Consider the following 20,532-nt stretch of genomic DNA (forward strand, 5'->3'; position numbering starts at 1 on the left):
CACGGCGGACGCCTTCAGTCGGCTGAGCCCGGACAGGGCAGCCGGGCCGTCCTGGTCCGGCGCTCCTGGCGCGGCGGTCCTGGATCCGGTCCTACAGGTAGTCCTCGAGGCGGGCGACGGTGAATCCCTGTTCCTGGATGTGGCGCAGCATGTTCGCCGTCATCTCGGTCATCGTCGTGCCCTTGAGCTCGGACGGGCCGCGGAAGTGGGCCAGGATGATGTCGCCCGGGTGGAGTTTCTTGTCGCCTCGCTGGTACTGCATGTTCGTGATCTGCATGGACTCGCGCCACAGGACGATCGCCTCGAGGCCGCAGGACGCCGCCGCGGCCCGGGTGTCCTCGTTCCAGTTGCCGTAGGGCGGGCGCAGCAGCCTGGGCGTGGTGCCGTACTCGGCCTTGAGCTTGGTCTGCTGGCCGCAGATCTCCTGCTTCTGGGCGCTCGCGCCCAGGGTGCGCAGGTTCGGGTGGGTCAGGGTGTGGTTCTGGACGCCGTCGCCGAAGTGCTGGAGCGGCTTGAAGTAGCCGTAGTCGGCGCGGATGGCGGCGTCCGTCAGGAACATCGTGAAGGGGATCTTCAGTTCCCGCATCATCGTCACGAACTTCGGGTCCTTCTCGGCCCCGTCGTCGAACGTGAGGAAGACGATCTTCTGCTGGGTGGGTATCTCGCTGATCACCGGCACCCCGCCGCCCTCGGCCGCCGGCCGGGACGGCTTGGTCGCGGGCGGCGCCGGCGGCGCGGCGAGCGGTTCGAGCCCCCACTTGCGGTAGGCGGCGGCGGTCGCCGCCTTGGTGTCGGCCTCCGTGCCCGCCCGCGCGCCCGCCTCGCCCCGGCCGGCCCGCTTGGACGACGCGGAGGCGTCCGGGGTGGCCGAGGAGTCCGCGCGGGATTCGGTCGTGCAGCCCGTCGCCAGGCCCGCCGTCAAGAGGAGGCAGGCCAGCGCCGCCCCCCTGATCCGCCTGTCCACCGCGCGCCCACCCCATGTAGTTCCGTGCGTTCATCTGTTCGTGTGGTTCGCCTTTCTTGACGACGAACAGATGTCCGGGGTTCCACCGTCGCCTCGGATGTCACGCACCTCACCGGCCCTGGGCGACCTGGCAGGGCGGGCAGTCGGGCAAGCCGGGGGGACGGGCGCCGAAGGCCCGGACCCGTGTCAGGGGTTCAGCACGACCTTGCCGGCGACCGTGCCCGACTCGGCGAGGCGCAGTGCCTCGGCGACCTGGGTGAGCGGCAGCCGGGCGGCGATCTGCGGAGTGACGTCGCCGCGCTGGAGGGCGTCGAAGAGTTCGGTGAGGTCGTCGCGCAGACGGGCCCGGAAGGCGTTCCTGGCCAGGGCGCGGCCGGCCCAGACGTTGAAGAAGCCGGCGCGGCGCCGGTTGGGCAGGGCGTTCCACAGCCACAGCCGGCAGAGCAGTTTGAGCACGGGCCACTGCCTGGAACCCTCGTCGTCCCGTGTGGAGGCCGTGCCGTACGCGACGAGCGTGCCGCCGGGGGCGAGGAGGCCCCAGGAGTCGACGACGCTCCGGCCGCCGACGTGGTCGAAGACCGCGTCCACGCCCGCGGGGGCGAGTTCGCGGACGCGCGCCGGCACGTTCTCCGTGCGGTAGTCGACGGGGACGACTCCCTGCCGACGCAGCGCATCGTGGTGACGGGCGGACGCCGTGCCGATCACCTTCACCCCCGCGGCCCGCGCCAGCTGGACGAGGACCGAGCCGACGCCGCCGTTGGCGCCGTGCACCAGGACGGTCTGCCCCGCCCGGACCCGGGCCTTGCGGTGCAGCATCTGCCAGGCGGTGATGCCGTTGACCACCAGGGTCTCCGCCTCCGTCGCGTCGACGCCGTGCGGCACCGGCACCGCGTCGCCCGCGTCGACGAGGACATGGCTCGCCCAGCCGCCGACCTTGACCAGAGCGGCCACCCGGACGCCGGTCAGCTCCGGTCCGACGCCCTCGCCTGCCGCCAGGACCGTGCCGACCAGGTCGTAGCCCGGTACGAACGGGAACGGCGGCTGGTCGTAGTAGCGGCCGCGGCGCATCTGCTGTTCGGCGAAGGACACGCCGGTCGCTTCCACGCGGACCAGCACCTGCCCGGGCCCCGGGGCGGGGATCACGCCGTGCCGGATCTGCAGGCCCTCCGGCTCGACCTTGCCCGGCAGGACGACCTCGACCAGTTCTCCGGCGTTCATGACGACCTCCAGTCCCGCCGGTTCGTTACCGGCTCTCGTGTTCGTTAGAAGTTGTAACGCAACCAACGAGCGAGTGTCAATAACGTTGGTGATACCCTCTAACGGACTTGAGCGCGGAGCGGGAAGGCGGCCGACGGATGGCGGACAGGAACGCGGGCACCGGCACCGAAACGGGTGCCGAGACGGGTGCGGACACGGCCGCGAAGTCTCCTCGCGAGCGCTACCGCGCCCAGGTGCGTGCGGAGATCAAGCAGCGCGCATGGGAGCAGATCGCCACGGCGGGCGCGTCCGCGCTCTCGCTCAACGCGATCGCCAAGCAGATGGGGATGAGCGGACCCGCGCTGTACCGGTACTTCGCCGGGCGGGACGAGCTGATCACCGAGCTGATCAGGGACGCCTATCGCAGCCTCGCCGACGCCTTTCGCGCCGCCCCGGCGGCCGACGCCGGCCTGCCCGCAATCGCGCGGGCGCTGCGCGCCTGGGCCCTGGCCGATCCCCACCGGTACTTCCTGGTCTACGGCACACCCGTCCCCGGCTACCACGCACCCGACGACATCACCGCGATCGCCTCCGAGATCATGGCGAGCCTGCTCGACGCCTGCGCCGCGGAAGGGCGAGCCCGAGCCGAAGGGGAAGCCGGAGCCGCTCCGGACAACCCGGCGACGTCCTTCGCCGCGCGTCTCGAAGGGCTCGGCCACCAGTGGGCGCACGGCCACCCGGCCCCCGCCGCCGCCGCATACCGGGCCCTGACCTTCTGGACCCGGCTGCACGGGGTCCTCTCCCTGGAACTCGCGGGCCACTTCACCGGAATGGGCTTCGACGCCGCCCTGCTCTTCGACGCGGAACTGTCCACCCTGGCGGCCCCGTACCCCGGACCGGCCGGGTCGCACACCGGCCCGACCGCCGCCCCTTCGGCCGGCTGACGGCAAATCCGCGTGCCGGCCCGCCCCTCCGTCCGGCACGCTGGCCTCCATGACCACCCGCCCGAGCGCGAGGAACCGACTCGCGGCACTGCCTCGCTCCGCAGCTCTCACCGCGGAGGACTTCGCCGGCCAGGACCTGATCTCCGTCCTCCTGGCCCCCCTGCGGTTCACCCGCTGCTCCTTCGCGGGAGCCGACCTGCGCCACGCCGACCTGAGCCGCTGCAGTCTGAAGTTCTGCGATCTCAGCCATGCCGACCTGCGCGGCGCGTCCTTGCGCGGGGCGCGCCTGGCCGGCTGCGACCTGAGCCACGCCGACCTGCGCGACGCCGATCTCACCGGCGCCGTGCTCGGATCGGTGAACACCGGCGTCCCCCCGCACGGCCTCACCGATCTCACCGCAGCCCGTTTCGAGCGCGCGGTCCTGCGCGACGTCCGGCTGGAGGGGGTCACAGGAGAGCCCCGCGGGTTTCCGGAACAGCGGATCAGGCCCGGGTCCCCCTCGACCCGGGCCTGATCCGTGCATGGAGACGGCGCCGGCCGTGCCCGTTACAGCGTCACCTGCCTGCCTCCCAGCGTCACGACCAGGCGGCCGTCCGAGGCGAAGGACCAGCCGAGGGCGCCCGAGTACGAGGCGCACCGGCTGCCGTTGGAGCCCGCCCAGAACTGGTTGGAGCTGTCCGCGTCGCCGACGGTCTTGTCGTTCGAACCGCTGACCGAGAACCGGCAGGACGTGTTGCCGCGGAAGACCGACGTCCCCGCGTCCCACGAGTAGTTGCGCTGGGCGTTGTCGACGCTCAGGTTGTTCGACACCGCCATGGAGCCCGGGTTGCTGTTGTAGGTGAACCCGTGCTTGCCGTTGTGGAAGGCGATGCTGCGCCGCACGACGTGGTTCACGGCGATGTCGTCGCCGCCGAGCTTGTAGCCGTTGCGGTCGCCGTTGGAGTTCACGGTCCCGTCGGAGAGGGTGCCGTTGCCGTAGGACAGGGAGTCCTCGACGGTCACCGGGCCGATGGCTCCGGTGTCGGTCTTGGTGTAGAGGTCCCAGCCGTCGTCGATGTTGTTGTGCGAGACGGCGTACCGGAAGACGTTGCCGGTTCCGGTGGTGAGCTTCGCGGCGAATCCGTCGGCGTCCTCGCCGTCGGAGTCGGCGTTGTCGTGCGACTCGGCGCTCAGGATCAGGTTGCGGGCCGGCCACTGGGCGGCGGGCGTGGTGGAGGCGATCCGTCCGAGCTGAAGTCCCGTGTCGCGGTTGTAGCGGGTCACCGTGCGCTCGATGACGTTGTCGCTGCCGCCGACGTAGATCCCGTTGTCCCCGGCGTGTTCCACGACGAGACCCTTGACGTGCCAGTACGAGCCGAACAGCTGGAGCCCGCGGTTGGCCGAACTCTCGCTCTGCGCAGAGAAGTTGAGCACCGGAGTCTCACCCGGGTAGGCGGCCAGCGTGGTGCGGGCGGACGCGGTGCCGTTGCTGGTGGCCGGGACGGTGACCGTCGACCCGTAGGCGTACGTGCCGCCGCGCAGGTAGATGGTTCCGCCGGCGGCGACCCGGCTGATCGCCGAGGTGAGGGTGGTCGGCGCGGACTGCGTGCCGGCCGCGCCGTCGGTGCCGCCCGGGGCCACGTAGAGGGCGGAGCCCGCCGGCGGTGGCGTGGAGCCCGTCACGTCGGCGTCGAGAAAATCGACGTTGGGCAGTCCGGCGGACGTGGTGGGGCTGAGCCGGACCGTGTTGGCGCCGGCGACCAGCGACACGGTGAACGTCCTGGTGACCCACGTCGACCAGGCGCCGGTGGCCTCGAAGGACGGCGTCTGCACGGTCGTGCCGTTGACGACCAGCGAGGCGGGGCGGGCGGCCGCGGCGCCGTTGGCGAAGCGGACGGTGACCGTCGCGGTGCCGGCCGTGGCCGCGTTCACGGTGAACTGGGCATATCCGCCGGTCGAGTTGGCTCCGTTGCAGAAACCGCTGCCCGAGTACCCGGTCCAGTCGGAGTCGATGGTGCCGGTGCAGACCGCCGGGGAGGCCTCGGCCTCATAGCGGGTGGTGGCGGCCTGTGCCGTGGTGCCGGACAACGCGACGAGCGCGCCTGCCACCAGGCCGGCACAGGCGATGACGGGTCTCACAAGCATGTCGTTCTCTCCATCTCCAGGACGGTGCGGGTCGTCTGCCAGAGGTACGGAAAGCGCTTTCTCCGGGAAGCTAGGGGTGTCGCCCTGAGCACGTCAATAGACGCGTACTTGATTTCTGTTCACATGGATGTACAGCCTGAGCGGCAGGGACGGCGCAAAAGCCTCATGTCGGCTCCGCGTGCAGCACGGCCGGGGCGTGCGCGCACCACGTGCCGACATCCCTCGACACATTCGCGCAGGAGCATCACACAGGCTGCACACAGTCCTGCGCACGACTCGTTAGCGTTGCTGGCCGTTCGACTCCCCGTGCGAACGTGATCAGGTCGCGGCCAGGACGGAGCGACGGCACGTCAAATAGGAAGACCGCAGATGGACTACTGCTCCTCGTGTCGTCGGCATCTCAACGGAGCCCTGGTGTGTCCAGGGTGCGGCGCCTACGCCCCGGACATCGCCCCGATCCCGACCCACGGACACACGGTCCGGGCCGGGACCGCACGGGCGGTGTCCCCGTACGCGCCCACCGCGCACTTCACGCCCGCGCCCTACGTCCCCGCGTCTTCCACCCCCGCGCCCGTCACTGCCGCGATGTCGGCCGGCCCGCTCCCCGAACGCGTTCCCGAGCGCGTTCCCGACCGGGCTCTCGACGTCGCCCTCGGTCTCGATGCCGACAACGACGACGACCTCGACGTCGACCTCACGGGCGAGACGGCCTCATCCGCCGTCGCGGCGGTGTCCGCGGCGCCGCAGGGCCGGGCGGCACGCCGGCGGCAGCTGGCCCGCTGGAAGAAGAACCAGCGGCGGGCCGTGGTCGTGACGGCCGTCACGCTCGTCAGCGGGCTGGCGGTCGCCGCGCTGGAGCGGCAGAACGGCGACCGGGCCCAGGCGGCCTCGGCGCCGGAGACCCCCACCGCCGCCGGCGGGGAGGAACCGACCCTGGAGCACACCGTCCCCACGGTGAGCCGGTCCGACGGGCACCGCAACGCACCGTCCGCCTCCTCCCCGTCACAGTCGCCGGCCACCGGAGCCGCCCCGAAGCAGGACTCGCGGTCCGGCGCCCGCACGGACTCCGCCGCGCCGCCCGCCGGCACGACGGCGCTCTCGGCGCCGGCGTCCTCGGGTCAGCAGCGGGGTCAAGGATCGCCGGCCCACGGCTCGACGGTCGGCGCCCTGACCGGCGCGGCCGGGCAGCAGTCCTCCGACTCGGCCACGACCGGCGGTGCGGGCTCCTCGACGTCGGCCTCGGGTTCGGGTTCGGGTTCGGGCTCCGACGGGGGCTCCGCCTCCGGCACGGGCTCGAACTCGTCGTCCTCGTCCGCCTCTTCGGGTTCGTCGTCCTCGTCGTCCGGGACGGGGTCCGGCACGGGGTCCGGCACGGCGGCCACCTCGCCGTCCGACGTCTGTCTGCTGGGCCTGATCTGCCTCGGCTGACCTTGTCCCGGAGGGCCCGCACCGGAGCCGGAACCAATCGCGACGGCCGTGAGTCTCCACGGTGCTGAAGGTGTTGCCATAGTGCTGTCGCTGTGGACGTTGTTGCGCTGTCGGCGGCGCGGACAGCGGTCCGGCCCCGATGCGGGAGGCGTGCTTCACCCTCGGCCTCCCACCGCACGAGTTCGACCTCTGATCCGTACCGGCCCGAGGGCAGACGTCGGGCGTCGGGCGTCGGGTGAGACAGCGTCAGCCGGCGTCCGTCAGGCCCGTCGCCCGGCCGTCCGCGTCCCAGCGGACCTCGAGGACGCGCACCACGGCCTCCCGGTCCAGCGGTCCGAACACGTGCGGGAACAGGGTGCCGGGGGAGACCCCGGGCGGCGGCGCGGGGTCGGCCGCCTCCCACGCACACCTCGCGGCGAGCCGCTCCTCGTCGAGGACCAGCGCCAGCAGGGGCCGCGGGCCGGTGCGGTAGAACGCGTTGACGACCGCGAGCGTGGTCTCCGCGTCGGGCGAGCAGTGCACGAACCCGTCCTCGGCGAGAGAGGCGGGCGCGTAGGGCCGGTCGGCTCCGGCGTTCCACTCGTCCGGGTGCACGACGTGATAGATCATGATCTGTTTATACAACGGACACCCGTACGACACCCGTCCGGCGCACGGAGGCCTTCTCCCGGCCCTATTCGCCTTCCGGGAGTTCCACGATCGCGCCCTTCCCGTCGAGTGTGCGCGTGCTCCAGTACAGATCCCACTTGTCGCCGACCTTCTCCGGGACCTTTCCTTCCGGATAGCGGGCCCAGCCCTGCGCCGGCTCCTCGCCGTCCGGCACACAGTCGCCGCCGCCGCTGTTCACCGCGAGCACCGGGTACTGACCGCCGCCGCAGACGGCCTCCTCGATCTGCAGGGAGCAGCCGGTGAGCCCGGCCGTGGCCACCGCGACCGCCGCGGCCGCTCCGGCCAGCACGAGTCCCCGACTCGCTCGAACACGCAATCGAATGCCGGTCTGCCCCACGGTGGACTCCTCTGACGCCGAAGATGTGGCTGCTGGTGTGCGCTCAGCCTGCCGCGAGAAGGGCCCTCGCCTCCTGAGTACGCGTACTCAACGCGACGCGCACGGGAGCCCGGAAAACTGTTCCGGCCCCTCATCCCGACCTGTGCTACCGTGAGAAAAGTGGCAGTTTCGGTTACCAGAGACTTCAGAGTGCTCTTTCGACCTTCCGTCGACGGGCACTCTTTTTGTTTTTGGGGCTTTTCTGATGCTGCGACACCGGTTCCGCAAGGTGCGGGCACCGGGCATTGCCCCAAAGGAGATACAGCATGGCATCTGGCACCGTGAAGTGGTTCAACTCGGAAAAGGGCTTCGGCTTCATCGAGCAGGAGGGTGGCGGCCCGGACGTCTTCGCCCACTACTCGAACATCGCCACGTCCGGCTTCCGTGAGCTTCAGGAAGGCCAGAAGGTCACCTTCGACGTGACGCAGGGCCAGAAGGGCCCGCAGGCGGAGAACATCCTCCCCGCCTGAACCGTCGTCTGAGTCTGTTTCAAGCGGACGACACGACCGGGGCCCGCACTCCTGAGTGCGGGCCCCGGTTCATGGCGTCCGGCAGTTTTCGAGAAAGGCACCGGATGAACCGCAACAGCTCGGTCCGCTCCCGTACGGACCGGCGCCAGGGCGCGCCCTCCCGTACGGCCAAAGCCGGACGGAGCGGACGCGGGAGCCGACCCGCCGCGTCCGGCGGCGAGTTCGCGGTGCCGGTGACCCTCACCCCGGCGCTGCCGCCGGTCGAGGCGTTCGCCGAACTCGACATGCCCGAGCGGCTGCTGGCCGCGCTCGACGCCGAGGGCGTCACCACGCCGTTCCCGATCCAGGGCGCGACGCTGCCGAACTCGCTGGCCGGCCGGGACGTCCTGGGCCGTGGCCGCACCGGCTCCGGAAAGACCCTCGCCTTCGGCCTCGCCCTGCTCGCCCGCACCGCAGGACAGCGGGCCGAACCCCGCCAGCCGCTGGCCCTCGTCCTCGTCCCGACCCGGGAACTGGCCCAGCAGGTCAACGACGCCCTCACCCCCTACGCCCGCGCGCTGCGCCTGCGCATCGCCACCGTCGTCGGCGGACTGTCCATCGGCCGGCAGGCGAGCGCCCTGCGCGGCGGCGCCGAGGTCGTCGTCGCCACGCCCGGACGCCTCAAGGACCTCATCGACCGGGACGACTGCCGGCTGGACCAGGTCGCCGTCACCGTCCTCGACGAGGCCGACCAGATGGCCGACATGGGCTTCATGCCGCAGGTGACGCGGCTGCTCGACCTGGTGCGCCCCGACGGGCAGCGCCTGCTGTTCTCGGCGACGCTGGACCGCAACGTCGACCGGCTGGTGCGCAACTACCTGCACGACCCCGTCGTCCACTCCGTCGACCCGTCCGCGGGCGCGGTGACCACGATGGACCACCACGTGCTGCACGTGGAGGACGAGGACAAGCACGCCACGACGACCGAGATCGCCGCCCGCGACGGCCGGACGATCATGTTCCTGGACACCAAGCACGCGGCGGACCGGCTGGCCAAGAAGCTGCTGGCGGTCGGCGTCCGGGCGGCGTCCCTGCACGGCGGCAAGTCCCAGTCGCAGCGCACCCGCACGCTGACCCAGTTCAAGGACGGACACGTACGGGTGCTGGTCGCGACGAACGTGGCCGCCCGCGGCATCCACGTCGACAACCTCGACCTCGTCGTCAACGTCGACCCGCCCGGCGACCACAAGGACTACCTGCACCGCGGCGGCCGCACCGCCCGCGCCGGCGAGTCCGGCACCGTCGTCACCCTCGTCCTGCCCCACCAGCGACGTGAGATGACCCGCCTGATGGCCGACGCCGGCATCACCCCGCAGACCACCCAGGTCCGCTCCGGGGGCACCGAGCTGAGCCGGATCACCGGGGCGCAGACGCCGTCCGGCGTGCCCGTCGTGCTCACCCCGCCGCCCACCGCGGAAGCCCGGCCCGCCCGCAAGAACCCGGCCCGTGGGGGCGGTTCCGAGCGCGGCGCTTCCCAGCGCGGCGCTTCCCAGCGGGGCGGCGCCCAGCGAAGCGGCGCCCAGCGCGGCAGCTCCGAGCGGGGCGGTTCCGAGCGCGGCGGCACCGAGCAGGGCGGCACCGCCTCCCGCCCCCGCAGGCCCGCACAGGGCCGCCGCCGTTCGCCCGCCAAGGGCAACGGCACGGGCGGACGCTGAGGGAGCGGCCGGCCGGCCGCTCCCGGCCGCCGGCCGCGCTCATACCCGGGCGCCCTCCGCCAAGGTGTGCGCGACCAGCGCGAACGCGACCTGTGTCACTCCTGCCTGATCACCGTGCGGCGAACGCCACGAAGTCCGCCCAGACACCCGGGGCGAGGGCGAGCCGGGGACCGTCCTGAGGATTCTTCGAGTCCCGGACGTGCACGGCGACGGGAGTGGGGGCTATCTCGACGCAGGAGTCGCCGTTCGTGCCGCCGCTGTAGCTGCTTGTGCACCACACGAGTTCGGCAGCTTCCCCGGCGGGAGGGGAAACGAGAACGAGCCCCACCCCGTGGGACACGGGATGAGGCTCGTACCGATGGAGCGCCGGGCAGGCCTTGCACCTGCATTTCCCCGCAGGAAGCGGGGCGTCTTTCCTTGGACCACCAACGCAGAGGTCGTTCACCGTTTTTCTCTCCGGTGACCGGCTCAAGATCAACCTTACCCCATTTCCGGAGTCCTGTTGACCAAGAGCAGCCGCGAAACGGTCAGGCGACGTCCTCGATCTTCAGTTCCGGTCCGACAACCAGGGTGACGACACCCGCGGCGGCCGAACCGTCCGCCGTGGGGCGCAGGTTGGGCAGCCGCGACGCGAGGACGGCGGCCTTGCTCTCGAGGCCCGCCGGATAGGTGACCGTCGTCCTGGCCACCGTCCCGGGGGCGTTGCCCGTGCCGACGACGGTGTAGCCGGCCTTCTTCAGCTTCTCCGCGACGGCCGCCGCGCGCCCCGAGACGCCGGTGCCGTTCAGCACCTGGACCCGCACGCTGGAGGCGTACACCACGTTCTTCTTCGACGCGTCCAACTGCGCCTTGGTGACCTCCTTGTCCTTGGCCAGGGAGGTGAACAGATCGGCGGCCTGCGGGTACTGCCACACGACGTTCGCCTTGTCGGTGGGCTGGTCGGCGACGCGCCCGTAGTTGGGCACGGTGAGGAAGCTCAGCCGGTCGCTCGGGATGCCCTTGAGCTCGTCGGCGAGCCCGTACAGCGGCTTGATGCCCGCCATGTCGGGGTCGGTGGTGAGGGACTTGGTGACCGACTGGAGGAAGCCGTACATCGCGTCGGGGCTGGTGAGCTTGGACTTGGCCTTCTTGGCCAGCGCGTCCATGAACTCCTGCTGGCGCCCGATGCGTCCGATGTCGGAGCCGTCGCCCACGCTGTAGCGGGTGCGGACGTATCCCAGCGCCTTCTCGCCCTTGACGGTCTGGCACCCCGCTTCCAGGTCGAGATGGGCCTTCTCGTCGTGGATGGCCTGCTTCGGGCAGACCTCGATGCCCTCCAGCGCGTCGACCATGCCCTTGAAGCCGGAGAAGTCGACCGTCATGAAGTGGTCGATGCGCAGACCGGTGTTGGCCTCGACGGTCTTGATGGTGCACGCGGCGGCCTCGCCGACCTTGCCGTTGCTGCCGCCGAGGGCGAAGGCCTCGTTGATCTTGAAGTGGTGCGGCGAGGACGACGTGCCGTCGCCCTTCTCGCACCCGGGTATCTCGACCCACGAGTCGCGCGGGAACGACACGACCGAGGCCCACTTACGGTCGGCCGGTATGTGCAGCACCATCAGCGTGTCGGACTGCATGGTGGTCAGGTCCTTGCCGTACTTGGCGTTGGCGCCGTCACGGCTGTCGGACCCCACGACCATGATGTTCTTCGAGCCGGGGCTGAGGTTCTGCGGCCGGTCGCCGCCCAGCTTGTCGTCCACCTCGGCGGAGGTGATGTTGTCGTTGAGGTCGTACCAGATCCACGCGCCGGCCCCGCCGGCCCCGAGGAGCACGAGGGCGCTCACCCCCGCGCTCCAGGCGACGACGCGCCCGCGCCGGGTCAGGCGCGTCCCGCCGGACCCGCCCGCCGGACCTCTCCCCCGGCCGGCCGCCCGCACCGGCTCATGTCCACGCCTTCTCGTTCCGCTCACCGGCGCTCGCCCCTCCGCCTCGGCCGTTCCACCCGTACACCGTGCTCGGATCGCCGGCGTTGATCGCCGCCGAACGTCGGAACCCTACACACGTGCAGGAATACGTCCGAGAAGGCACTGTCGCCTCAGAAGACCCCCAACTCCCCGCTTCCGGTTGCCTCGCCCGCCAGGGCGCTGCCGTCAAGAGGCCGGACGGCTCGGCTCCGGGCACGTGTGACCGTCGTCCGGCAGACCCAGCGAGTGCAGCGTCGGCTCACCGTCCGCGGGGACGACGAAGGTGAAGGCAGCCCGCGTCGACGGGACCCGCAGGGTGCGCTGGTCGCGGAAGGTGAGGCCGGGTTCCGGCTCCCAGGGGCAGGCCGCGCGGTCCAGGGCGGCCACGACCTCCGCGTAGGTCGGCTCGCCGGGGAACGTGCCCGCGTGGCCGGGCAGGTCGACCGTGTCGGTCCAGGTCTGTACGGACGCCATCCGCACCTCACGGCACGGGCAGACGAGCACCTCCAGGTCGCCGTAGCCGTAGAGGCGGGGCCGGCGACGGCCGCGGCGGCTCATCGGGACCACCTCGCGCGGCTCGCCCAGGGCCGCCGTGACGTCGTCCCAGGAGGCGCCGATGTGCACCGGGCCCAGGCGGGCGGTCAGGGCGACGGAGGCGAGGAGGTCGGCGAGCGTCATCGGCGGAGCATCGCAGCAGGTCGGGGCCGGTGTCCAGCCGATGACGGCGGTGCACGGCGTGCTGCGCTCGGAGTGGTTGACCAGCCGGTCGGTCAGCCGGCTGTTCCGGTCGGCCGATCCGGTCGGCCGTTCGTTCGTTCGTGAGTTGCCGCCGGGTGGAAAGGACGCCCGGGAACGGTGTCCCGTCCGGGTGGTTCTGGGGCGAGTACGGGATGGGGGGCGGGCGGGAGCGTCATCCTGTGCCGGTGTTCCGCTCCCCGCGCCCCCTCCGTGTCCTGACCACGCTGCTCGCCGCCCTCGTGCTGCTGGCCGGTCCCGCGTGCGTGCCCGTCGGGAGGGGGACCGGCGCGGCGACCGGCGCGTTCGGGGCGTACGTCGGGTACGACGACGCCGGCGTGCGGCGGATCGCCGGGCTGGACGAGTGGCTGGGCGTCGCCACCCCCCGGGTGGGGCACGCCTATCTGCCCGGAGACCGGTGGAGCAACATCGAGGGGGCGCCCGGATACCTGGAGTACTGGGCGCGGTGGCGGCAGGAGCGCGCCGACCGGATGTTCGTGCTCAACGTGCCGATGCTGGAGGGGACCGAGGAGCACGTGTCCGACGCGGCCGTGCGGGAGGAGCTGCGCAGAGGGGCGCGCGGCGACTACGACGGGCACTTCCGGGCACTGGCCCGGCGGCTCGTCGGGCTCGGACTGCCGGACACGGTGCTGGTGCTGGGCTGGGAGATGAACGGGACCACGTACACCCATCGGTGCGGGCCCGATCCGCAGGCCTGGAAGCGGTACTGGGTCAGGATCGTGGAAGCCGTGCGATCGGTGCCGGGCGGGCGGCTGTTCCGGTTCGAGTTCACGCCCAGCCGGGGACGCGACGCCGTCCCCTGGACCGCGTGCTATCCGGGCGACGCGCACGTCGACGTCGTCGGCATGGACGCCTACGACCAGCCCGCCGGCATGTCCTTCGCGGAGCAGGTCGCCGAGCCCTACGGCCTGGCCGCGCATGTCCGGTTCGCGCGGGCGCACGGCAAGCCGGTCTCGTATCCCGAGTGGGGGCTGTTCCGCAACGGCGACGACCCGGCGTACATGCGCGGCATGCTCGACTGGTTCGCCGCGCACCGGCCGCTCTACCAGACCATCAGTGACTACTGTCCGCACGGCGTGTGGCGGTGTGCCGACAACCCTCGGTCCTCGGCCGTCTACCGCGCCCTGGTCGGCGCGGGGGCGGGGGCGGGGTCGAGGGTGGGCGTGGAGCCAGGGGCGAGGACGGCGGCGGGGGCCGGGGCGGGGGAGGAAGCGGGGCCGTTCGGCTGAACCTGGCGCGCCCGTCCGGCCGGGTGCCGCCCCTGGACGCACCACCGGTCCGATGATCCGGAAATGGGACGAGAACATCATGCGCGCTTCCCGCGGACGCGGGCGCGCCTCAGCGCCGCGACCGGGGCCGCCTTCCTCGCCCTCCTGCTGACGGCGCTCGCCGCCGTGCCCGCAGCAGCGGGGGGCGACGGACAGCGCCACCGGGCCGTCCGTGCCGTCCGCGTCCACGAGCAGGCGCGCGAACGGGTCGACCGGCTGCGCGAGGCCGACGCCCTCCCCGCGGCCGTCGAAGAGGCCGAAGAGCGCCGGAAGACCGTCCGCGCCGGCCTGTGGGACCTGCTGCGGGCGGGGGCCAGGGAGACCGGCGACCCGGTCGCCGTCGACCCGTCCGGGCGCGCGGGCCACTGTCCGTTCGGGGACCGCAGCCGCGCTCCCGAACAGCGCTCCTCTGCCTGGACCGCCCCGACCCGCCGCTACTGGCTCTCCGCCGGCTACGCCGCGAAGGGCTCCCGCTGGGCCCGCCGCCACACCGGCCAGGACTTCGCGGTGGACTCCGGCACCCCGGTGTACGCCGTCGGCTCCGGCGTCGTACACGTCACCACCTGCGGGGACGGCTTCGGCAACCAGGTCCTCGTGCGGCACCGGGACGGCTACTTCACGCAGTACGCCCACCTGTCCCGCATCGACGTGCGCCGGGGCCAGCGGGTCGACGCCGGCCAGCGCCTCGGGCTGTCCGGCGCGTCCGGCAACGTGACCGGACCGCATCTGCACTTCGAGGTGCGGATCACCCCGTACCTGGGGTCCCAGGTGCCGCCCCTGCCGTGGCTGCGCCGTAAGTCCGTGCAGGTGTCCGGGGCGCCGGCGCTCCCCTGGTCCCGTGGCCACCGCGCCGCACGGGCGCCCGCCCCGGGGCGGAACGCACCCTACGCCTGGAGCGGCCGGTAGGAGGCCAGGGCCCAGATGACGAAGACGTCGATGGCGATCTGGATGACCGCCCAGACCGGTGCGTACGGCAGGAACAGGAACTGCAGGATCAGGCTCAGCGACGCCAGCACGATGCCGCTGATCCGGGCCCACTCCGCCTTCTCCACCCCCATCAGCAGCCCCCAGCCGGTCGCCGTGGCCACGATGCCCACGATCAGCAGGACCCAGCCCCAGCCGGTGAGGTTCATCTCGTAGACGTAGCTGCCGACCCGGGAGTAGACGTCGTCCTCGGCGATCGCGGCGATGCCCTGGAAGACGGCGAGGACACCGCTGACGAACATCAGCACGCCGCCGAAGACGACCCCGCCGGCGGCCAGTCCACCGCCGGCCGGGGGCGAGGCCCAGGCCGGCGTGCCGGTGCCCTGGTGGGACGGGTCCCACACGGGGGACCCGTGCGACGACGGCTGGGAGTGCGGCTGGTCGCTCATGGGGTGACCCCGTCTCTGTGTCGGCGACTGTCCCTCGACCATCCGTCCGGGTGGTGGCCGCCACCACGGGGGGTGGGCCGTTCGGGTGGGCCGGCATGCGGGCGGGACGGTCCGCGCCTTCACTGGAGATTCCGGGGACCTGGGTCCGCGACCGACCCGCGAACGACCCCCGAACGATCTGGAGGCGTGATGGCAGCGAACCGCAGAAGCCGGAAGAGGGGGCTCCGTCCGGCGGCGGTGCGGGGCGCGGCCCTGCTGACGGGGCTCGCCGCGCTCACCGCGCTCACCGGCTGCTCGGGGGACGACAGCCCGTCCTCCGTCGCCAGCAAGGCGGCCTCCGCCGCGCAGTCGGTGGGCGCGCAGGCCACCGCCGCCGCCTCCTCCCTCGCCTCGGAGGCCTCGGAGGCGTTCTCGTCGGCGACCGCGGAGGTGGGCCGCAAGCTCGACGGGATCGAGGGCGGCGTCGACGCCAAGGGCGACGTGAAGCTCGGCACGCCGACCGCCGACGGCGACCGCAGCGCGGTCGAGGTGACCGTCACCAACAGCGTCGACTCGACGAAGTCCTTCGGCGTCGAGGTGGACTTCAAGGACTCCGGCGGCAAGCTGCTCGACTCCGTGCTCGTCACCGTCACCGACGTCCCGGCCGGCAAGTCCGCCAAGGCCATCGCCCGCAGTCACCGCGCGCTCTCCGGCGAGGTGAAGGCGGAGGCGGCCCGGGCGGTGCGGTACTGACGCGGTCCGGGGAGACGTCCGGTCCGCCCGCCGAACCGCTCCTGGTCCGTCCGCTGCTGCGCGAGATCGCCGCGGCCCCGCGCCATCTCCCCGAGCTCCTCGCGCGGTTCGCCGTCCACCGCCTGGGACCGGTGGCCCGGCGCGCGACGAGCACCGAGCCGCCGCCCGGCCGGGCGGCGGTGATCCGGCGGGGCCACCGGGCCACGGTCGCCGAAGGCGCGTTCGTGGGCGGGCCGTTCCTCCTGTTCGTCCCCTTCGCGTTCTGCGCGGCGCTGCTGCGCCAGGCCCGCACGGTCCTGGAACTGGCCGCGCTGGCCGGCCACACCCCGACCGAGCTCGACCGCGCGGCCGAACTCCTGGTGCTGCAGGGCGTCCACGACGACGTCCCGGCCGCCCGGGCCGCCCTCGCCGCACAGGCCGCCGGCGCCGACGCGGCGCCCACGCCCGGGCGGTTGCGGCGCACGGCCGTCCTGTGGGCCCTGGTCATGCGCATGGCCCGGCTGCTCGGTCTCCTCGTCCCCGCCGAACCGGGTTCCCGGCCGCGGTGGGCGGCCCAGACCGCCCGTTGGCTGCTGCTCGTGGCGGTGTTCCTGGTGGGCCTGGTCGCGCCGCTGGTCTGGCTCCCGTACATGGCCTCCAACTACGACCGCGCCACCACCCGCCTCACCGCCCGCGCCGTCCGCTTCTACTTCCCGGACGCGCCGGACGACGTCGGTCCGTCCCGCCCACGTCGCCGCCTCGACCCGGCCGCCCTCACCTCCGCGGCCCGCGCGCTTCTCTCCCTGCTCGTGCCGATCGCCGTCACTCTCGGCCTGCTGGCGACCGACCTGCGCATCGCGGGCGGCAGATGGCAGTCGCTGACGATCGCCCTGGCGGCGGCGTCCACAACGGCGGGAGCGGTGTGGCTGTGGCGCCGCCACAGCCATCACCACGGGCGCAGGCGCGGGCACGGGGACCGTCGCCGTCGGTGACGTGAACCGGCAGGGCGCCGGCGGGCGGACGCGTCAGGCCATCCAGAAGAAGACGGCCGTCATGCGCTTCTCCTCGAGCGTGGTGCCGGAGTAACCGGTCGCGCTGTGCACGAGGTTGGCGTTGTAGAGGAGCAGACGGTTGTGCCGGTGCGGCACCCGGACGTCCTCCTCGAAGGCGTCCGGTGCGACGAACCGGGTGCCGAGCGCCTCGACGAGGTTGTTGTGCGGGGCCTGGACGACGTTGCCGCCGAGCCGCCCGCCCGGCAGTGACTGCCGGTAGAAGCTGGTGCCGCAGTCCTTGGGCACGGCCGGGTTGAGGTAGAGCACGGCCGCGTAGCGGCACAGCGCCCGCGAGTCGGAGTGCGGGCGCGGGGCGCTCTCCCCCTCACCGACGACCTGGACGCAGTTGTGGTTCAGGGTGCCGCCGCCGGGCGCCTGCTGCACCCACAGTTTCCGCGCCCCCGTCGCCCCGCGCACCAGCCGTTCCACCCGGTCGAGTTCACCGGGTTCGAGACCGGGCATGGTGCGCAGTCCGGGCCAGCTCTCCGAGGTGTAGGGGTGTCCCTTGACCCAGTCGTCCTTGGCGAGACAGCGTGCACGGATCGCGGCGGCGTCGGGCTCGGGGAAGACGTCGTCGATCACCCAGTAGTCCCGGCCCCTGGTGGGTTTGCGGTAGGGGAGGACGGGGAGTGTGGCGGCAGCCCTCGCGGACTGACGGGGCCGCTGTGGCATGGACATGCAGCGAATGTAGGTCGGGGGATCCTCATGACTCGCCCTCACGTTCGTCCGGACTCCTCCGTGAAGCGGTCAACGTTTCACCGGGGCGGTCAACGGTTCGCCAACCGCCTTCACATCACGCACACATGCACTACCGGAATTGTGGCGTCCGTCACAGCAGGTGCGGGCCGGGGGTGCTGAAGTAGCCGGATGATCGGTCTCGTCATCCGCGTGCTCCCGTTCTGGGTGCGCGAACCCCTGCTCGTCGTCTTCGGCGTCGTCTTCAGCGGCTTCCTCTTCTACGCGGCCGTCCGGGACGGCGAGTGGCAGATGGCCGCCATCGGAGCGGCCGTCGTCCTCTTCACCGCGATCCGCGTGCACACCATCAACCGCGCCCTCCGGGAACGCCGTCAGACGAAGGCCATGGACGGCACGAAGCACGTCCGGCACGCCGAGGGCGTCTAGGAGATCCGGGGCCGTCCGGGTCACGGCCCGGCGGTCGTCCCGGGACACACCGCCACCTCGTCGCCGACCGCTATCCTCCCCGCCCGCCGGACCTGGAAGTAGGCGCCGAAGGCGATGCCGCCGGCGTCCGTCCGGCGGTAGTCCGCCAGGGTGCGCAGGGGTTCCGGACCGGCGCGGCGGCCGGTGCGCTGGTCGACCATGGTGATGGCGCAGCGGATCGTCTCCTCGGTGAAGGCCAGTTCGACCCCGGCCACGGCGAGGCGGGCGGCGCGATCCTCGGCGTGGGCGTCGTCCCAGCCGTCCACGACGAGGTTGGGGCGGAAGCGGTTCATCGGGAGGGGGCCGACTCCTCGGGCGGCGAGGCGACGGTTCAGGGCGTCCAGGCTGGCGCGCGAGACGACGTGCAGCCGGTGGGCGTTGCCCGCCCGCGGCCGGACGAGGGTGCTGGGGACGCCCAGGAACTCCGTGAGCCAGGTGTGCACGTCCGGACTGTCCGCCCGCACCGGGTCCCGGCCCGGTGCGCGCAACGTCACCTCGCCGTCGCTCGACTCCGGGGAGATCAGCGCCATCCGGGGGTCTCCCCCCTGCCAGCGCAGCTCGCCCTTCTCGTCGGCGATCGCGTAGGCGCGGTCGTGCGGCAGGCCGGTCGGCGTCAGCGCCGCCTCGGTGAGCGTCGTCCCCGCGCAGCCCTTCACCGGGTAGTACGTGATCTCCGTGAGTCGTGCCGTGCTCGTCCCCATGCGCCCCGAGCCCCCCATGTCCCCGCCCCCCATGTCCCAGCCCTCCGTGTCCCGTCGCGTCTCAGTCCGTCACCAGTGCCAGTACGAAGCCGTCGTACCCCTTCTCGCCCACCGTCTGAACCGCCGTCGCGGTCAACTTCGGGTGCTGGGCGATCAGTTCGGTGAAGGTGCGGACTCCCTGGACGCGCGGGTCGGTGCTCGCCGCGTCGGTCACCGCGCCCTCGCGCACCACGTTGTCGCCGACGATGACGCCGCCGGGCCGGGTCAGCCGCAGCGCCCACTCCAGGTAGAGCGGGTTCGAGGGCTTGTCCGCGTCGATGAAGACCAGGTCGAACCCCTCGTCGCCGAGCTCCGCCGCGAGGAGCGGCAGCGTGTCCGCCGCCTTGCCCACCCGCAGGTCCACCACGTCCCGCAGGCCCGCCCTCGCGATGTTCGACGCCGCCGTCTCCGCGTGCCGTTCGTCCGCCTCCAGCGTCACCAGGCGGCCGCCCTCGGGCAGGGCGCGGGCGAGCCAGAGGGTGCTGTAGCCGCCGAGGGTGCCGATCTCCAGGATCGTGCGGGCGCCCCGGATGCGGGCGATCAGGTGCAGCAGCTTGCCCTGGTTCGGCGCGACCTGATGGGGCGGCAGACCGGCGGCCTCGCTGCCCGCGCCGGCCGCGCGCAGCGCGTCGTCCTCCTCCACCAGCAGGTCGTTGAAGTAGGCGTCGACGGCGGTCCAGGTCTGCTGCACGGCAGGTCCCCTCTCGGTCCAGTGAGTTCCTTGTGGGAACTTACTGGACGGTCCGGTGCACCGTCCATCAACTTTCTGGCGGACCGGATGAGTCCGAACGGCTCCGCGCGCGTATCTCTCTTCGTCCGGGTCCCCACCGGGCGACGACACGACGGCGGATTCCCCGACGGGCAGGAGGAACGGTGGCACTTTCGCGCAACATGATGGGAACTATTTTCGTGGGGGGCGCGCTGACCCTGACGCTCAGCGCCCTCGCGTACCCGTCGATGCTCGGCCTGGACACCGTGTCGACCTCGGGTGACCGGATCATCGCCAACACCCAGTGGGGGCCGCTCACGGAGAGCGACAGGGACTTCGTGGTGAAGGTCCGGGCCGCCGGACTGTGGGAGTACCCGCTGGGCCAGATCGGGCTCCAGAAGAGCCAGACCCCGGCCGTCCGCACCGCCAGCAACCACCTGATCGACGGTCACGGCGCGCTGGACACCAGCTGCCGCAAGATCGCGCCGATGCTGAACATCCAGCTGCCCAACGTGGCCAGCCCGCAGCAGGAGGGCTTCGTCACCCAGCTGAAGGCGGAGAGCGGCAAGCAGTTCGACACGGACTTCGCCAACATCCTGCGCATGACGCACGGTTCGATCTTCAACACGATCGCCAAGATCCGGTCCACGACGAAGAACACGCTCGTCAGGGCCCTCGCCGACCAGGCCAACGACACCGTGCTGGACCACATCACGGTGATGGAGAAGACCGGTCTGGTCGACTTCGACACCACGCTGTTCAACCAGACCACGCCGCCCAAGCTGCCCCAGTCGGACATGACCCCTCCGGTCCCGCCGGCCGGTCAGCCCATGGTCGTCCTCAATCCGCCGCCGACCGCCACCTCCACTCCGCTGGACCTCAGTGGCGTCGTGAACGGCAACGTCCCGCCCGGCAACGGACAGCCCGGCAACGGGCAGCCCGGCACCAGCCAGTAG

23 protein-coding genes are annotated in these 20,532 nt (G+C 72.1%); 11 read left to right on the plus strand and 12 right to left on the minus strand.

Translation table 11 applies throughout. The features are described 5' to 3' along the window. Window positions 1-91: 91 nt before the first annotated feature. Together OHS82_RS20635 and OHS82_RS20640 are read right to left on the minus strand one after the other, a co-directional pair. Window positions 92-964 carry a polysaccharide deacetylase family protein gene (locus tag OHS82_RS20635; RefSeq protein ID WP_328434279.1) on the minus strand — a complete coding sequence of 291 codons (873 nt, stop codon included), beginning with the start codon at window positions 962-964 and terminating at the stop codon, window positions 92-94. A gap of 186 nt (window positions 965-1,150) precedes the next feature. Continuing rightward, window positions 1,151-2,182 (minus strand): medium chain dehydrogenase/reductase family protein, encoded by a 1,032-nt coding sequence (locus OHS82_RS20640; RefSeq protein ID WP_328434280.1) that lies wholly within the window; start codon window positions 2,180-2,182, stop codon window positions 1,151-1,153. A gap of 137 nt (window positions 2,183-2,319) precedes the next feature. On the opposite strand from OHS82_RS20640, the gene OHS82_RS20645 reads away from it, so the two are divergent. Together OHS82_RS20645 and OHS82_RS20650 are read left to right on the plus strand one after the other, a co-directional pair. Then, window positions 2,320-3,105 (plus strand): TetR/AcrR family transcriptional regulator, encoded by a 786-nt coding sequence (locus OHS82_RS20645; RefSeq protein ID WP_079041188.1) that lies wholly within the window; start codon window positions 2,320-2,322, stop codon window positions 3,103-3,105. A 49-nt stretch (window positions 3,106-3,154) separates the two neighbouring features. After that, the gene (locus tag OHS82_RS20650; protein ID WP_057577994.1) at window positions 3,155-3,619 is read left to right on the plus strand and encodes a pentapeptide repeat-containing protein; all 465 of its coding nucleotides are present in this window, start codon (window positions 3,155-3,157) and stop codon (window positions 3,617-3,619) included. 32 nt (window positions 3,620-3,651) lie between these two features. Here OHS82_RS20650 and OHS82_RS20655 read toward each other — a convergent pair whose 3' ends face one another. Then, window positions 3,652-5,229 (minus strand): carbohydrate-binding protein, encoded by a 1,578-nt coding sequence (locus tag OHS82_RS20655; RefSeq protein WP_057577995.1) that lies wholly within the window; start codon window positions 5,227-5,229, stop codon window positions 3,652-3,654. Window positions 5,230-5,598: 369 nt separating this feature from the next. Here OHS82_RS20655 and OHS82_RS20660 point away from each other — a divergent pair, with 369 nt between their 5' ends. Then, window positions 5,599-6,657 (plus strand): SCO2400 family protein, encoded by a 1,059-nt coding sequence (locus tag OHS82_RS20660; protein ID WP_443061792.1) that lies wholly within the window; start codon window positions 5,599-5,601, stop codon window positions 6,655-6,657. Between the two features lie 246 nt (window positions 6,658-6,903). On the opposite strand, the gene OHS82_RS20665 is transcribed toward OHS82_RS20660, so the two are convergent. Continuing rightward, window positions 6,904-7,266, minus strand: coding sequence for a DUF952 domain-containing protein (locus OHS82_RS20665; protein ID WP_266723023.1), 363 nt, complete (start codon window positions 7,264-7,266; stop codon window positions 6,904-6,906). 64 nt (window positions 7,267-7,330) lie between these two features. Then, entirely contained in the window at window positions 7,331-7,615 is a 285-nt protein-coding gene (locus OHS82_RS20670; RefSeq protein ID WP_057577998.1) for an SCO0607 family lipoprotein, read from the minus strand. A gap of 353 nt (window positions 7,616-7,968) precedes the next feature. Here OHS82_RS20670 and OHS82_RS20675 point away from each other — a divergent pair, with 353 nt between their 5' ends. Continuing rightward, entirely contained in the window at window positions 7,969-8,172 is a 204-nt protein-coding gene (locus tag OHS82_RS20675; protein ID WP_057577999.1) for a cold-shock protein, read from the plus strand. Window positions 8,173-8,276: 104 nt separating this feature from the next. Then, a complete protein-coding gene (locus OHS82_RS20680) occupies window positions 8,277-9,866 on the plus strand; it encodes a DEAD/DEAH box helicase (RefSeq protein ID WP_328434282.1) in 1,590 nt (529 codons plus the stop codon). Window positions 9,867-9,975: 109 nt separating this feature from the next. Here the strand turns inward: OHS82_RS20680 and OHS82_RS20685 are convergent, their stop codons facing one another. The 3 genes from OHS82_RS20685 to OHS82_RS20695 form a co-directional block, all read right to left on the minus strand. Continuing rightward, window positions 9,976-10,146: a DUF397 domain-containing protein gene (locus tag OHS82_RS20685; RefSeq protein ID WP_242433117.1), complete on the minus strand. Its 171-nt coding sequence runs from the start codon at window positions 10,144-10,146 to the stop codon at window positions 9,976-9,978. A 247-nt stretch (window positions 10,147-10,393) separates the two neighbouring features. Beyond that, on the minus strand, window positions 10,394-11,779 hold the full coding sequence (locus OHS82_RS20690) for an LCP family protein (protein ID WP_079041189.1): 1,386 nt from the start codon (window positions 11,777-11,779) through the stop codon (window positions 10,394-10,396). 213 nt (window positions 11,780-11,992) lie between these two features. Next, window positions 11,993-12,484: a hypothetical protein gene (locus OHS82_RS20695; RefSeq protein ID WP_057578001.1), complete on the minus strand. Its 492-nt coding sequence runs from the start codon at window positions 12,482-12,484 to the stop codon at window positions 11,993-11,995. A 245-nt stretch (window positions 12,485-12,729) separates the two neighbouring features. On the opposite strand from OHS82_RS20695, the gene OHS82_RS20700 reads away from it, so the two are divergent. Together OHS82_RS20700 and OHS82_RS20705 are read left to right on the plus strand one after the other, a co-directional pair. Further along, window positions 12,730-13,791 (plus strand): glycoside hydrolase family 26 protein, encoded by a 1,062-nt coding sequence (locus tag OHS82_RS20700; RefSeq protein WP_370444098.1) that lies wholly within the window; start codon window positions 12,730-12,732, stop codon window positions 13,789-13,791. Between the two features lie 63 nt (window positions 13,792-13,854). After that, window positions 13,855-14,736, plus strand: coding sequence for a M23 family metallopeptidase (locus OHS82_RS20705; protein WP_079041190.1), 882 nt, complete (start codon window positions 13,855-13,857; stop codon window positions 14,734-14,736). Here the strand turns inward: OHS82_RS20705 and OHS82_RS20710 are convergent. Continuing rightward, the gene (locus OHS82_RS20710; RefSeq protein WP_057578002.1) at window positions 14,715-15,203 is read right to left on the minus strand and encodes a DUF7144 family membrane protein; all 489 of its coding nucleotides are present in this window, start codon (window positions 15,201-15,203) and stop codon (window positions 14,715-14,717) included. The two genes, OHS82_RS20705 and OHS82_RS20710, sit on opposite strands and share 22 nt — an antisense overlap. Before the next feature lie 189 nt (window positions 15,204-15,392). On the opposite strand from OHS82_RS20710, the gene OHS82_RS20715 reads away from it, so the two are divergent. Beyond that, on the plus strand, window positions 15,393-15,935 hold the full coding sequence (locus OHS82_RS20715) for a hypothetical protein (protein ID WP_057578003.1): 543 nt from the start codon (window positions 15,393-15,395) through the stop codon (window positions 15,933-15,935). A 131-nt stretch (window positions 15,936-16,066) separates the two neighbouring features. Further along, window positions 16,067-16,906 carry a hypothetical protein gene (locus tag OHS82_RS20720; RefSeq protein ID WP_057578004.1) on the plus strand — a complete coding sequence of 280 codons (840 nt, stop codon included), beginning with the start codon at window positions 16,067-16,069 and terminating at the stop codon, window positions 16,904-16,906. A 33-nt stretch (window positions 16,907-16,939) separates the two neighbouring features. Here the strand turns inward: OHS82_RS20720 and OHS82_RS20725 are convergent, their stop codons facing one another. After that, complete coding sequence (locus OHS82_RS20725) at window positions 16,940-17,644, minus strand: DUF6445 family protein (RefSeq protein ID WP_199863759.1); 705 nt, start codon at window positions 17,642-17,644, stop codon at window positions 16,940-16,942. 189 nt (window positions 17,645-17,833) lie between these two features. Between OHS82_RS20725 and OHS82_RS20730 the strand changes: the two genes are divergently transcribed. Then, window positions 17,834-18,088, plus strand: a complete 255-nt coding sequence (locus OHS82_RS20730) for a hypothetical protein (protein ID WP_057578005.1) — start codon at window positions 17,834-17,836, stop codon at window positions 18,086-18,088. A gap of 20 nt (window positions 18,089-18,108) precedes the next feature. On the opposite strand, the gene OHS82_RS20735 is transcribed toward OHS82_RS20730, so the two are convergent. Both OHS82_RS20735 and OHS82_RS20740 read right to left on the minus strand, forming a co-directional pair. Then, a complete protein-coding gene (locus tag OHS82_RS20735) occupies window positions 18,109-18,828 on the minus strand; it encodes an MOSC domain-containing protein (protein WP_063894254.1) in 720 nt (239 codons plus the stop codon). A gap of 61 nt (window positions 18,829-18,889) precedes the next feature. Beyond that, window positions 18,890-19,558, minus strand: coding sequence for an O-methyltransferase (locus OHS82_RS20740; RefSeq protein WP_057578007.1), 669 nt, complete (start codon window positions 19,556-19,558; stop codon window positions 18,890-18,892). Between the two features lie 203 nt (window positions 19,559-19,761). Here OHS82_RS20740 and OHS82_RS20745 point away from each other — a divergent pair, with 203 nt between their 5' ends. Beyond that, window positions 19,762-20,532 (plus strand): DUF4142 domain-containing protein, encoded by a 771-nt coding sequence (locus OHS82_RS20745; RefSeq protein WP_063894255.1) that lies wholly within the window; start codon window positions 19,762-19,764, stop codon window positions 20,530-20,532.

Source organism: Streptomyces sp. NBC_00425 (assembly GCF_036030735.1).
Classification (GTDB): Bacteria; Actinomycetota; Actinomycetes; order Streptomycetales; family Streptomycetaceae; genus Streptomyces.